This is a genomic window from bacterium (assembly GCA_016708315.1).
Classification (GTDB): Bacteria; Zixibacteria; MSB-5A5; order CAIYYT01; family CAIYYT01; genus JADJGC01.
Genome location: JADJGC010000002.1, coordinates 343,141 through 357,257 on the forward strand (window position 1 = coordinate 343,141; position 14,117 = coordinate 357,257).

Below are 14,117 nucleotides of genomic sequence, written 5' to 3' on the forward strand. Positions count from 1 at the left end.
CCCACCGCGTTAACGGTGGGGCCGAGCCCCGAAACTGGACTAGCCTCTCTTTTCTGTATTAGTTTCCTGCCAACGCCGTTAATCTCTGCCAACCGGATTGGGTTGACATGCGGGCAAGCTGTGCCGATGTCGCGACTTTACGGAAGGAATCGTACGCCTTGCGGGCATCACTTTCGTCGCCTTGCGCCAATTCAGTCAGGGCAAGGTAGCCATAGATTTCAGGGGATTCATCGCCGTGTTTGCGAATCTTCTTGAGAATCTTCTCAGCGTCTTTGTAACGATTGGTGACATAGTATGCCTTGCCGACGTCGAACAGCGCCTGCTGGTCGTCCGGCGTGAAGGAGAGAGCCTTCTGGAGGTCGGTCAGTCCATTGTCGTAGTCTCCCGCTGAGATTTTAGCCCAGCCGCGAAGGCTGAAGGCGTCAGAAGCATCGGGTTGGAATTCGATGATCTTGTCGTAACAGAAGATTGCCTGGCTATACATTGCCGAGTTGATATAGAGGTCAGCGGCAGAGCGATAGTCAGCGCGAGCATTCAAACGCTTGCCGGCCTGAAGATGAGCTTCTGCACGGCGGAGATATGACTTCACCATTGAAGAGTTCTTTGCCAATGCCAAGGTATAGTAGCCGACAGCTTCGATGTACTTCTGTTCACGGAAAAGCGATTCGGCTTGATCAAAGAAATCATCTGCGGTGTATTCTACCGGTTTGTCATCAGCGAGTGCGAGCAAATTCGCGGTGAGTTCGGTTGTTTCGCCGCCAACGATATTGACGACTTGCGCGATCTCTTGATAACCGTCCGCGCGGATGACGAAATTACGGGCTCCCGGTTTGAGACGCTTGAAGGTCTGACTGATTTTGCCGAGCATCTTTCCGTCGAGAAGGACAGTAGCATCAGGAACATTGCAGTGAATCTTGAGTGTTCCCAATTCGGGCTGTTCTTCGGAAGGAACTGATTCTACCGGCGCCGGACGCGACGTTAATGAACTGGTAGTCGACTGCGGGAGAATCGGATTGACACTGCCGTAGACGATATCGCTTTGGTTGTTCTGGATGACGACGGGGAAGAAGCGAGCTTCATAGAGACCGCCTTCAACTTTGACATCGTAGCGTCCATCTGGAACGGAGGCGAATTTGAAAACGCCGTGCTCATCTGTGACGGTCGACGCATTAATCTGCGGAATAGAGACGGAAATCCCGGCAAGGACTTCGCTGGTCTCGGAATTGGTGACAACACCAAAGAGGGTAGCTTTCATCGGAGCCGGTGCGGTGAGACTCTGAATGATCATTACCGTTACCAGAACGGCGGCGAGAACACCGCCGAGAACCCAACTGCGTCTGTCGATGGCACCCTTGCGAACGACATACTCTTGATCGTTGTGAATAAGGCGGTCGCCGGGCAACATACGGACATTATTAGGCAAGGTGAGCTTGTGACCGCGAATCTGGACCACGGGAATGGTCGGAACGGACAACTCAGGTTCGAGAGCCGCTGTGGCGGATTCAGTTTCAGGTAAAGCCGATGTTGCGATCACTTCGGAATTAGCCTGGAAAGGCTCTTGCTCGGGCGTGTTTGAACTCGACATCGGGTCCCGGTAGTGCTCGACCGGTTTCACCGGTTCGGGCTGTGGTTCAATATGAAGCGATTTGTTGAGACTCTCGAGAAGTCGACTTTTTTCGTCAGCGGGCACGGCTGATTCTACAGCTTTGCGTTTTGGCGAGCCCATTGGATTCTTGACTTCCGGCTCCGTGTCGTCGATCTGGGTCAGTTTTGACTGGATTTCAGAAAGTTTATCGACTGGCTTGACGACCGGTTGCTCAACCGCCTGAACTGGTTCGACTGCCGGTTGTGGACGTGAAATCTCGCGCTGAGATTGTTCGCGAAGGAGGTAGTCTGAGGCGGTTTCGATGCCGAGAGATGGGGTGTTTTCGGTATTATCTTCGATGGTCGATTGAGCGTTTTCGACCGGACCGTCACTGCCGTAGAGACTTAGCAGCTTATCGATACCGCCTTCCTGTGAAGAGGGGCTGAGTCTCTTGAGTTCAGCAGCGGTCTCTTCAGGATCAGAGACGTCTTCGACGGTAAACTCTTCGCCGGTGGATTCAACCGGCTGCTCGGCCGGTTTGTTTTTGAGACGGATTTTTTCCGTCTTGTTTAGCTGGGAAGGTTCAGCGATGACTTCGACAGCAACTTTTGCGGAGAGTTCCGCCCCGCAACGTTTGCAGAAAGCTGCGCCGTCAAAATGATTCTCAGAACCGCATTTGCTGCACTCGATCATAGTACTCCCGCAAAAATGTTAAAGGATTCGAATCATTGGTTTTATCGTCATATTGGCGGGATAGTTTTAGTCAAATTGAGGGTTGATTCGTCATATAGACTGTATGAAAATTATCACTTGACACAGTTGCCGACAGCCGATATTCTGATGGCTTGGAAATCTGTCGGAAGTTGTTGTTTTTTATATGGTTTGGGAGGATGACCCGAAATGATTAAGAGATTGATTGCATGCGGAATCTTGATGATCTCAATAGCCGCGTTTTCCGGTTGTAGCAAGGATCCTGAAGATGGGAATGGAAACGCTGCAAACGCCGTTCTCTTGCGCCCGGAGAGATTCCCTTCGCTGTATGAAGGACTCGTTTATGAGGGCTGGATGGTCAATATCGATGAAGACTCGAATTGGGTTGAAAGCGTTTCGCTGGGTAAATTCTTCTGGGATGAATACGAATACAGATTCTTGACGCCGGATGCCGCCAAGACGGTGAAGGACTCGATTTTCAATATACCCGGTGACAATCCCAATGCATACGATTGGGATATGATCGGGATTACGCTCGAAGAATATCCGACTGACGAAAGCACAGAGCCGTCGGCGACAGTTGTAGCTCAAAGCACAATCGAACGCGACATTTCGACGTTTATGCGTTTTCCTGTGAATTTCGATGGTATTCCGGCAGGCACATTTGTCGTTTCAACGTTTTCCAACGGTTTCTGGTACAGTCTGGGAGAAGAGAATGCTGCAAGCGAACGCTTCGGAGTCTGGTTCCTGAGATTGACTCCCGGCCCGACCAGTTTCCCTGCAAATGAACTTCTCGATGTTGGTATGACATTACCTGTACTGCCAGATACCGGTTATCTGTATGAGGGCTGGGTTGCTCTCAATGGCGGTGACACGATCTCGACCGGAAAGTTCTACTACCCGGACTATCAGGACTACAGCAATCAACACTGCGACAATCGGGCGATTCCGAATTTCCCGGGCGAAGATTTCCTGACGGACAAGCCTGACTGGATTCCGGCAGAGCGTTGGCCGCTTGACATCACCCGCGGCGGAGTGGCGTTTGTGACGGTTGAGCCGAATCCAGACAATGATTTGCGACGCCCATCAAACTTGGTAGTGTTGCGCGGCAACCTACCGCAGGCTGTTCCGTCGCCTTACACCCCGATTCGGCGAGTTAATTTCCCGATCGGCAGCGTGGCGGGCGTGACATTCCCGAAGGTTGAAGCCGTTTTTATTCGGCGTTAGCAAGAAAATATTCTCGTGCCTGAGCGAGCGAATTGAGGCCGACGCTTAACAGCGCCGGCCTTTTTGATTGTGGATTGATGCAATCAAGGTTAGCAGGAAAATGCCCGAGTTTAGAGTCGATTGGGGAGTCGATGTTAGTTTGGTTAAAAGTGGGTCTATCAAGCATTTGTGCCTGTGTATTCCGTTGTTTTTTGAAACTTTTGAGCGTAACTTTCGTTCATCGAGAACTAAGTGAGGGAGAGTAACATGACAAACGATCTTAATGCTGCCAACGCAACAGTTGAAACAAATTCGATGTCACCGTGGTCTATGTTAGTGAGCATATTCTACGAGCCGACAAAGGTCTTTCGCGCAATCAAGGAGAAGCCGACTTGGGTCCTTCCGTTAATTGTGTTTCTGGTCACTATGACAGCGGCGGCATATTTCATGATGCCCGCGATACAGAAGGCACAGATCGATTACATCGAGAGGTCGGATACTTACACTGCCGAGCAGAAAGCGGAAATCAAATCGCAGATGGAAGCCGGGCAGGGATTTCAGTGGATCGGCGTTATTTCTTCTCCCATAGTTTGGACAATCGCGATATTCCTGACGCTTGGCGTGACAATGCTGATGGGCAATGTGATCTTCGGGGGCAAGGCACGATTTGCGCAAGTTTTTTCAGTAGTTGTACTGTCTTTCATGACGTGGGTCATTTCCAGTATTGTGAAGACGCCTCTGATCGTCGCCAAGAACTCGGTAGACGTGCGAACATCACTGGCAATTTTGTTGCCGGGCGAAACCACTTCAGGAGTTCTTTATACACTGCTAAACACATACACCGACGTTTTCATTGTCTGGCAGATGATTTTGCTGGTTATCGGCGTGAAGGTAGTTTACGAGTTTGCCACTCAGAAGGCAGTGCTGACCGTGCTCACACCGACATTAGTTTTTGCGCTTATATCTGCCGGCATAGCGATGCTGGTTCCGTAAGAAGATAGTTTTATTTACTGATAAGGAGATATCAATGGGACGAAACGGAAGACTTGCAGTTGTTCTTCTATTGATCATAGGAGCAAGTGTTCTTGGATACACAGGAAGCGCTTTAGCGCAGACTGAAAGCATGTCTTTAGAGCAATGCATAGACATGGCTTTAGAAAAGAATCTGGGTATCATCTCGAAAGAGGCTGCGGCAGATCGTGCCGGATTGGATAGGCTGGATGCTTGGGGAGCGGCGCTTCCGAGTTTGAGTACCGATGCGCGCTACAGTTTCTCGAAGTCGTATGGTCCGATGTACATTCAACTTCCGGACACGGCCTATATCGGAACCGATCCTGGTTCCAAGCGCTACAGCACGGGTCTTGGACTATCAATGACTCTCTTCGATGGCGGTTACACCTGGTTTCGGATTAAGCAAGCCAACCAGGCGAAGCGCGCAGCAGAGAATGATCTTCAGGACGCCATCAACGGCACTGCTTATCAGGTGAAAATCGCCTACTATACATTGTTGCGCGAAATCATGCTCAAAAAAGTACAACAAGACGCCTTGGCGCGCTCGAAAAAGCAGCTAGAAGTAACAAGCAGCCGCTACGATTTGGGTTCGGCCTCACTGTCGGAAAAACTCAAGGCACAAGTTACGGTCGCCAATGATTCGCTTCAGCTCTTGCAGCGCGAGAACAGCATCCGCGCCGCTGAGTTCAATCTGAACGTGATCATGAAGCGCGATGTGGCTTTGCGTCTCAATCCAGCGGATAGCATGCGGGCGCAAGCAATGAGCGAAGGGCTCGATGAACTGCTTCGCAAGAGCGCGGAGATGAACCCGGCGCTAAAACGCAGCAAGGCAGAGATGGATGCCGCCAAGACCGGCGTCTGGATGTCGAAGCGTTCCTGGTTGCCGCGTGTGTCGGCGAGCATGGGGTGGAGCTGGAGCCCGACCGAAGGAAGCGATTGGTTCAAGTATCAGACCGATGACCGTTCGTATTCGTTCAGTGTCTCTATCGGCTATGACATTTTTGACGGCTTCGCAAAGAAGACCGATTACTCGCGCGCCAAGCTGAGCGAGATGACAGCACGCGAATCATATCAGAACGACCAGAACACGCTTAACTCAGAAGTAAGACAAGCCTATCTTGACTATGACAAGTCGCGTCTACAGCTTGAAGTTGCCGAGTTGGGCGCCCGTTCCGCAGAAGAGGACATGAAGTTGCAACAAGAACGCTACCGTTTGGGAGCGTCTTCAATTCTTGAATTGCTTGACGCCCAGGTGTCGTTGACACAGTCGCAATCAAATCTCGTTCAGGCCTATTTCGACTTGAACAAGGCGATTGCTGATATTGCCAAGGCAACGGGGGGAAGATAACGGAATTCGCGGCTGTGAATCGTCACAGTTGGGAGTTCGGAGTGGATTATGACTAAGAAAAAACGCACTATTCTGATTGTCATTGGCGGCGTTGTTCTGCTGGCAATCTTCGTAATCGCAAATCTAAGCAAGAGCTCGGGCGCCGTTAGCATGGTGCAAACCGACAAAGCCAAGAAGGGCTCGATAGTTTCTGAAGTGACCGCGACCGGTTCAGTTGTCGCGCGAACGACTGTAAAGATTTCCGCTGACGTTTCGGCCAAGATCACAGATCTCCCGATTAAGGACGGAGACAACGTGAAGAAGGGCGACGTGCTGATTCGACTGGATCAGACGCGTTACCGTGCTGCTGTTGGCCAAGCTGAGGCGTCGCTGGCGGCAGCTCGTGCCGCTGAAAAGCGCGCGGAAGCTACCTTGCTTGAAGCCGAACAGGCGAATCGGCGCAACAAGGAGATGTATGACGGTAAGTTGATCTCGGAGGAGACTTACATCCAGGTAGAGACGAGTTACCAAGTTGCCAAAGCAAATCTGGAATCGGCCAAATATTATACCGACCAACAAGAAGCTGTCCTTGCAGAAGTCAGAGACAATCTTGACAAGACGATTATTACCTCGCCCATCGACGGTACAATCGTCAGTCTGAATGCCGAAATCGGCGAAATCGTGATGATCGGTACGATGAACAATGCCGGAACGGTGATTCTCACTGTGGCGGATTTGAACACGATCGAAGTCGAGGTTGAAGTCGACGAGACAGATGTTGCGCGAGTGCAGCTTGATCAAGAAGCGCGCATCTCGGTGGACGCGTTTCCCGACACGACTTTCAAAGGCGTAGTTGTGGAAGTTGGCAATGCTGCCCGGTCGTCGGGATCGACAACGGATCGCGTCACGAACTTCCTGGTGACGATATTGCTTACCGACGAGGTTCCGGGAATTAAACCCGGTATGACAGCGACTGCAGATATTACCACAGCTAAGGCAACTGACATAGTACATGTACCGATTCAGGCTGTTGTAATGCGTCCCGAGAAGGTAGATACTCTTGATAAGGCACCGGAAAAGGAACCGGAATCGGGTGCGATAGCGGCAGGGGTCACCACCGGATCGACGGGAACTGGTGATTCCAAAAATGAGCCGAAGGAAATCGAAGGTGTATACAAGATCGTCGACGGAATCGCGAAATTTGTACGGGTTAAGACGGGCATTTCGGATCAGCAGAATGTAGAAATAAAGGAAGGCCTTGCTCTGGAAGATGAGATTATCTCCGGCAGTTACAAGGTGCTCCGTACACTTGAAGATGGCGCCAAGGTCAAGGTAGAATCAACATCGAAGGAAGGTGAGAAGAAGTGAGCCACCTGATAGAAACCGAGAATCTTTGGAAGACCTACAAGATGGGCGGCGAAGAGCTTCATGCACTGAAGGGCGTCAACCTGAAGGTTGCCAAGGGGGAATACTTGGCGATCATGGGACCGTCAGGTTCCGGCAAGTCGACGCTGATGAATCTGATTGGTTGTCTTGATACGCCCTCGCAAGGATCGTACGTTCTTAATGAGCGGCAAGTTGCGAAGATGAATGATGACGAGCTTGCGCACATTCGCAATCGCGAAATCGGATTCGTATTTCAGACGTTCAATTTGCTTCCGCGCGCGACGGCGTTGCACAATGTTGAGTTGCCTTTGATTTACAATGGCACAGATTCAAAGACCAGAATTGAAAAGGCTAAACGTGCGCTAGAGTTGGTAGATCTGAGCGATCGCATGGGGCATAAGCCAAACGAATTGTCGGGCGGTCAGCGCCAGCGTGTTGCTGTAGCACGAGCGTTGGTGAATAATCCGTCGATCATCCTTGCGGACGAACCAACCGGAAACCTTGATTCAAAGACCGGTGAAGAAATAATGGGTTTGTTCGCGAGGCTGCATCTTGAAGGCAACACGATCATTGTTGTGACGCATGAACCGGAAATTGCGCTTCATGCCAACCGGGTGATTTACATTCGCGACGGAAACATTGAGAAGGAAGTTATTACCTCCAGCGACACAGTGACTCTATGATCTTTGAGACCCTCAAATTGGCGTCTTCCGCCCTGTGGGTCAACAAACTACGTACAGGACTGACGCTTCTGGGTTTGATGATCGGCATTGCATCGGTCATCGGTATCATCTCCTTGCTTGAGGGGATGATGACCCGCATTAATCGGCTGTTTGAAGAGCAGGGGACGACGACAATCTTTGTCACGCGCTTCGGCATCATCACGTCCGAAGATGAATTCCTGCGAGCCTTAAAGAGAAAGAGACTGACGATAGCGGACGCCAAGGCTATCGAAAAGGGCTGTCCTTTGGCTGAAGAAGTCGGACTTGAAGTAAACGACAATCTGACAATTAAAGCCGGCAGCGAGACGCTATTCAATGTCAATGTCTTTGGCAACACCGCCAATTCAATTCTAATGAGGGATTTGGATGTAGTCGAAGGACGATTCATTTCTGAGGCGGATGATGAACACCGATCGAATGTCGTGATTATCGGACAAGAGGTTCGCAAGCAGTTGTTTCCGATTGGTAATCCACTCGGGAAAGAGCTTACAATACAGGGAGTGAGATTCACAGTCATCGGCGTCGGCGAAGAAAAAGGCTCGGTGTTTGGCGAAAATATGGATCGGTACTGCCGTATTCCGGCGAATACGATGCTTAAGATGACGGGCCGGCGACGCGATATCGACATCACAGTTAAGGTACGATCCGAGTCGGTGATTGATGCGGCGATGGACGAAATTCGCACAGTGATGAGAGCGCGGCGCGGCGTGGGATATCATGATCCGGACGATTTCGCGTTGTTGACTTCTGAGATGATGATGAAATTCTTCGAGTCATTCAGCAGTAATGCGCGGTTGATTGCTTTTGCAATTCCGATGATTTCCATTGTCGTCGCGGGAATTGTAGTTATGAATATCATGATGGTGTCTGTGACGGAACGGACGCGTGAAATCGGCATACGCAAGGCGATTGGTGCGCGGCAGAGGAACATACTTGCGCAGTTCCTTCTGGAGGCGTCGTTGATGTCGCTTCTGGGGGGAATAATCGGGACGGCGGTAGGTTTGTGGCTATCATATATGGTAGCCGATAGTCTGGGTATATTGTTTGTGATATCGCCACTGGCGGTCAGTATTGGTTTGATCATTCCAATCGCCATCGGGTTGTTTTTCGGAATCTATCCGGCGTGGAAAGCGGCAAATCTTGATCCAATCGAAGCGTTGAGGTTTGAGTAGTGAACGTCTTTGAGACTAAAGAAGGCATATTACTTGCACTCGACTCGATTCGAGCGAACAAGTTTCGTTCGTTTCTGACGATTCTGGGCGTGATGATCGGAGTCAGTTCGGTCATTGCAATGGTGGCATTGATTGAAGGGTTGAACTCTGCGGTAGCAAATGACATTGAGCAGATGGGGAGCAATGTTATTTATATCATGAAGTATCCGCCCGAGATGAATCACAATGAACTCAGCGAAGAGGACCGCAAACGTAAGCCAATTACCATGGTGGAAGTCGAGGCCGTTCGGGAAAATTGCCCATCGGTAGACGGCGTCAGCCCGCAAAACTACTATTTCCGACCCGGCGGAAATTTGGTCAAGTACAAAAACAAGTCATCAGACCGGACGAGTGTTTTCGGAACAAGCGCAGATTTTGAGTTGGTCAATAATCGTTTCGTTGATCGCGGGCGGTTTTTCAACGAATCAGAAGACAAAAATCGCTCGATGGTATGCGTGATTGGCAGCGATTTGGCGGAGGCGCTGTTTGAGAATCGCGATCCGCTGAATAAGAGCATATTGATGAACAATACTCGCTTGAGGATTGTAGGTGTACTTGAGGAGCAAGAGCGAACCTTCGGCGGCGGCCAGAACAACATGATTGCGTTGCCGTACGGGACATTTGCCAAGCTCTACCCTTGGGAGAAAGAACTGTTTCTGGCCGTCAAGGCGCGTGATGCAGCGCTGATCGACAAGGCACAGGAAGAGATCAGGCAGGCACTAAGGCGGGTTCGCGGGGTGAAATATAATCAGGAAGATAACTTCGCGATGTTTACGCAGGAATCGGCCACTCAGATGTACGAAGAAGCGACTAATATCATATGGCTGATCATGATCGGCATTTCGTCGATTGGCCTGATGGTTGGCGGCATCGGGGTGTTGAATATCATGCTCGTTTCGGTAACCGAGCGGACAAGGGAAATCGGCGTTCGGAAGGCGATAGGAGCGCGGCGAGCTAACGTGTTCTTTCAGTTCCTGATTGAGGCGATGACGTTGTCGGGGTCGGGCGGCATCATAGGGATCGTCTTCGGTCTTCTTTTGGCACTACTTATCTCAGCAGTTTCGCCATTGCCAATGGTTGTGCCGTTTGCCGGTGTCTTAATCAGTTTCACGCTCTCGGTTGGAGTTGGACTGATTGCCGGAATCGTCCCAGCCTGGCGTGCCGCTTCCGTGGACCCGATAGTTAGCCTTCGTTACGAATAAATCAGCAGATTCCCGCCTGAATTAGGCGCTCCAAATCGCCTCGAATGTCAATCTTCATCAGACTGAACAATTGCCAGCGGCTGCGCGTATAAATTGTGCTTGCCGAAGTCTTTAAACGCCATAAGTTGGCACTCATCGAGCAGGAGAGCTGAATGTTGATATTCTCAAGGCTTGCGTTAGTCGCGACCGCAATTTTGTGTCTTTTGACGGCGAAATCGTATGGGGAAGAAGTCGAAGACATCAACCTCGTCCGATCGAAATTCTTCATTGACCACGCTGTTTATGCAGACTCAAACGAAAATCGGCTGGAAGTCTATTACAAGATTTTCAACGACGGTCTGCACTATGTCAAAAAGGGCGACAAATATGTGGCAAATTATGAGATCAGCATCATTGTCAGCGGGGACAAGGACAAGCAAGTGACCGGTCGCTCGGTCGAGCGTAACTACGTTCTGGACAATTATGAATTGACCAGATCGGATGTCGGGTTCCTGATAAACAAAGTAACGATGCCGCTGCCCACAGGTGAATTCGAGATGAAGTGCAAACTGATCGATCACAACTCCAATGAGGCATCTTCGATAGAGGCCAAGATCAAGAGTCCGGCATATCGCAAGGGCGGCGATTTGTCGGAGATTCACTTTGTACAGGAAGTTCCGGGTGTGGAAAGCAGCTCGCAGTTTAGCAAGGGCGGAATGGCGGCTGTGCCGAGTGTCGAGCGGACACTGGACGGTGAACTACAGAAGCTGGGATTCTACTGTGAACTGTATTTAGCTGACTACGTAGGCAAAGAAATCAACCTGATAACCGGTGTGAAATCGAAGCGTTCGGGCACAGTTACCGAAAAGACTATTCCAGTGACGGTCGATTCGTCAGTGGTGTCGACGACGCAGTTTCTGGATGTCTCGGGACTGGTGCCGGGTGAGTTCACGCTTGAACTGGCGATAGAGTCAGAAAACAAGCAGCTTTCGAAGCGAGATGCGAAGTTTATGCTTAAGTGGTCGATGGAGTCGCTCATCAAGAACGACTTTGAGTATGCCGTCGAACAACTCAAGTATATCATAGCAAAAGAAGATAAGCAGGCGCTGATGGCGGCACCTGAGTCGGAGCGGACGGCGGCTTTTGAAGCGTGGTGGAAGAAGAAGGATCCGACGCCGACGACGACCGAAAATGAATTTCGCGAGGAGTACTATCGTCGCATTCGATATACCGAGCAGTACTATTCGACGATCAATCGCGAGGGCTGGTTGACCGATCGCGGATCGATTTACATCCGCTGGGGAGAGCCGGACCAGATTGATCGTTACCCGTTTGAACTGGGCAGAAAGCCCTACCAGATTTGGTATTACTACAGCCAACGCAGGCAGTTCTATTTTGTTGACGACCGCGGCGACGGCGATTTCCAGCTTCAGTATCCTTATGATGGAGACTGGCGGAGTCGCGGAAGCATGGGACCATAGAAGGAGAGTAAGGGAGATCGTGAGAGCATGAAACGGATAATGTTGGTGACACTCCTGCTGGTGAGCTTGGCAGGATCGGCAATGGCGCAGGCTCTGATTGACCCGATACGCATTTGGGCGGATGGTTCATCGTACCTTCATTTTCAAGACCGCACCAAGAGCTATGTTGAGATTTATTGTGCGTTTCAACGCGCTGATTTTCAGTTCGAAGACAAAAACGGTGCGTTTGAGGCAATCGGATTTCTATACGTTGAAGCATTCAATAAGGATGGCGTCTTAGCAGACAGCAGTTCACGATTTGTTGTGATGTCAGTTGAGTTTCTTGAGGATGCTTACAAGAAGGATGTACGAATATTCGAAGTGCTGCCGCTCTTGCTGGAGCCGGGGAAATACAGCCTAAAAGTTACAGCAATGGACGCTACCACGAAACGCAGTGGAATTGCTACATTTGAAGTCAATGTCAAAGACTTCTCGGGAGATGGTTTGATGATGTCGGATCTTGAGATGGCGTATGACATCGAGCCAGAGGACACGACCAAGGGCAGCTCGTCGCTAATCAAGGCCAACCGCAGAATACTGCCGAATCCCAATCGGTATTTCTCGAATGAGGACTCGCTGATTTACTTCTATGCCGAAGTTTACAATCTCTCGGAAAAGGCTGTTCCGACCAATGAGTTTACCGTGCAAGCCACGCTTCACGATGCATTCGGATATGAGCTTCGCCGGTATGCGCTACGCACGCACAAGAAGCCGGGAGCTACAGCAGTCTTGACTGATGCGGTTCCAGTAAAGGGTGTGCCGGGCGGGGCATATGAATTGCATCTTGAGATAAAGGACCTTGCTACTGGGTTGAAGACCTCAGCTGCGAAACGATTCATGATGATTTATGGATTCGAGCAGTTATCGCCGACGATGTCTGATTCGGCGGCGTTTACACAAAATGACGCAATCCTGATGGAGCAAGTGATCAAGTACATCAGCTCGGCGGAAGAGAAGGCAATGTATCGCGATCTCGATCTCGAGGGCAAGAAGGCATTTCTGGCGCAGTTCTGGGATCGCAAAAATCCGAAGCAGGGAAGTCCTGTCAATGAGTTTAAGAACGAGGTCTTCCGTCGATTCGCTTACGCCAATCAGTATTACTCGACAGCCATAGTGACAAAGGACGATGGCTGGAAGACTGATCGCGGCCGAGTCTATATAACGTATGGAGAACCTGATAACATCACGAGGCACCCTTCGTCAATGGGTCAGAAGCCGTACGAAGTATGGACTTACTACCGTCTTCCGGGACAGGCAGGTAATGACATTTGTTACTTCGTCGACCTTGACGGTTACGGAAATTACCGATTAGTCCACTCCAGTATCAGGGGCGAAATCTCCAATCCGGAGTGGGAATCGAAAATCGAAAATGACCAATTGCGTTAAAGCGTGACGCGACCCAAGCGAGCATTGCTAACCGCATTATTGACTTTGGCTGCGGCATATTTAGCGATATGCGCAGCCGCGTTCTTCCTGCAACGCAAACTGATTTACCATCCAAATCGACACGAATTTTCGACTCCGACGGAAGTGGGCTTACCGTTTGAGCGTTTCAGTATGCTCTCGTCGGACAGTGTCAAGTTTACGGTTTGGCGGATTGCTCAAACGGAGACGCGTGCGGTTGTCGTCTGTTTTCACGGCAATGCCGACAACATTTCCGCGAATATTGACTTGTACCGGACCTGGTTTAATCTGGGCGCCAGCGTAGTTGCATTTGAGTATCGCGGCTATTTGGATTCGGAGGGCGAGCCGTCGGAAGAAGCCATTGGCCGCGATTTGGCGGTGCTGGCGGATTCCATGAAGAGCTGGTATGGCACAGACGCGGTGAAGGTGATCGCAATGGGGAGATCGTTGGGCGGTGCAGCAGCAGCGAAATTTGCAGCGAACTATCCAGTCGATGGACTGATACTCGAATCGACTTTCAGCAGTATGAACGATGTCGCCAAAACGAGATTTCCATTCTTGCCGACAAAGATCCTTCTGCGTGAGCGGTATGACTCTGAATCAATTGTTCATGATCTGAGAATACCTGTTCTTGTTATTCATGGTCCTAGCGACGAAGTGATTCCATTTCATCTTGGCCGCAAGCTGTACAATGCCGCGAGTGAGCCAAAGGAGTTTGTCGAAATTCAGGGTGGACACAACAGCGGTATTGAAGTATCACGCGACAAGTTGGAGTCGACATATCGGGACTTTCTTGCAAAGGTCAGATTGGGCAAGTGAGGGTGATCCGATTCGAGTAAGACGGGTGGGTATG

The 14,117-nt window shown here is 50.5% G+C and carries 11 protein-coding genes; 10 read left to right on the top strand and 1 reads right to left on the bottom strand.

Annotated features, from left to right (window positions below):
* Nucleotides 1-58: 58 nt before the first annotated feature.
* On the bottom strand, nucleotides 59-2,278 hold the full coding sequence (locus tag IPH59_01820; GenBank protein MBK7090452.1) for a carboxypeptidase regulatory-like domain-containing protein: 2,220 nt from the start codon (nucleotides 2,276-2,278) through the stop codon (nucleotides 59-61).
* Nucleotides 2,279-2,485: 207 nt separating this feature from the next.
* Between IPH59_01820 and IPH59_01825 the strand changes: the two genes are divergently transcribed.
* The 10 genes from IPH59_01825 to IPH59_01870 all read left to right on the top strand — a co-directional run bounded on the left by IPH59_01825 (nucleotide 2,486) and on the right by IPH59_01870 (nucleotide 14,083).
* Complete coding sequence (locus IPH59_01825) at nucleotides 2,486-3,523, top strand: hypothetical protein (GenBank protein ID MBK7090453.1); 1,038 nt, start codon at nucleotides 2,486-2,488, stop codon at nucleotides 3,521-3,523.
* 246 nt (nucleotides 3,524-3,769) lie between these two features.
* Nucleotides 3,770-4,495 (top strand): YIP1 family protein, encoded by a 726-nt coding sequence (locus IPH59_01830; GenBank protein ID MBK7090454.1) that lies wholly within the window; start codon nucleotides 3,770-3,772, stop codon nucleotides 4,493-4,495.
* Between the two features lie 34 nt (nucleotides 4,496-4,529).
* Complete coding sequence (locus tag IPH59_01835; GenBank protein ID MBK7090455.1) at nucleotides 4,530-5,861, top strand: TolC family protein; 1,332 nt, start codon at nucleotides 4,530-4,532, stop codon at nucleotides 5,859-5,861.
* Nucleotides 5,862-5,909: 48 nt separating this feature from the next.
* Nucleotides 5,910-7,208: an efflux RND transporter periplasmic adaptor subunit gene (locus IPH59_01840; GenBank protein ID MBK7090456.1), complete on the top strand. Its 1,299-nt coding sequence runs from the start codon at nucleotides 5,910-5,912 to the stop codon at nucleotides 7,206-7,208.
* Nucleotides 7,209-7,213: 5 nt separating this feature from the next.
* A complete protein-coding gene (locus tag IPH59_01845; protein ID MBK7090457.1) occupies nucleotides 7,214-7,909 on the top strand; it encodes an ABC transporter ATP-binding protein in 696 nt (231 codons plus the stop codon).
* The gene (locus tag IPH59_01850) at nucleotides 7,906-9,120 is read left to right on the top strand and encodes an ABC transporter permease (GenBank protein MBK7090458.1); all 1,215 of its coding nucleotides are present in this window, start codon (nucleotides 7,906-7,908) and stop codon (nucleotides 9,118-9,120) included. The genes IPH59_01845 and IPH59_01850 overlap by 4 nt, the downstream gene beginning before the upstream one ends.
* The gene (locus IPH59_01855) at nucleotides 9,120-10,361 is read left to right on the top strand and encodes an ABC transporter permease (protein MBK7090459.1); all 1,242 of its coding nucleotides are present in this window, start codon (nucleotides 9,120-9,122) and stop codon (nucleotides 10,359-10,361) included. The genes IPH59_01850 and IPH59_01855 overlap by 1 nt, the downstream gene beginning before the upstream one ends.
* 152 nt (nucleotides 10,362-10,513) lie before the next feature.
* Nucleotides 10,514-11,821, top strand: a complete 1,308-nt coding sequence (locus IPH59_01860; protein MBK7090460.1) for a GWxTD domain-containing protein — start codon at nucleotides 10,514-10,516, stop codon at nucleotides 11,819-11,821.
* A gap of 27 nt (nucleotides 11,822-11,848) precedes the next feature.
* Nucleotides 11,849-13,246 carry a GWxTD domain-containing protein gene (locus IPH59_01865; protein ID MBK7090461.1) on the top strand — a complete coding sequence of 466 codons (1,398 nt, stop codon included), beginning with the start codon at nucleotides 11,849-11,851 and terminating at the stop codon, nucleotides 13,244-13,246.
* A 3-nt stretch (nucleotides 13,247-13,249) separates the two neighbouring features.
* Nucleotides 13,250-14,083 (top strand): alpha/beta hydrolase, encoded by an 834-nt coding sequence (locus IPH59_01870; protein ID MBK7090462.1) that lies wholly within the window; start codon nucleotides 13,250-13,252, stop codon nucleotides 14,081-14,083.
* The last annotated feature ends 34 nt before the right edge of the window (nucleotides 14,084-14,117 follow it).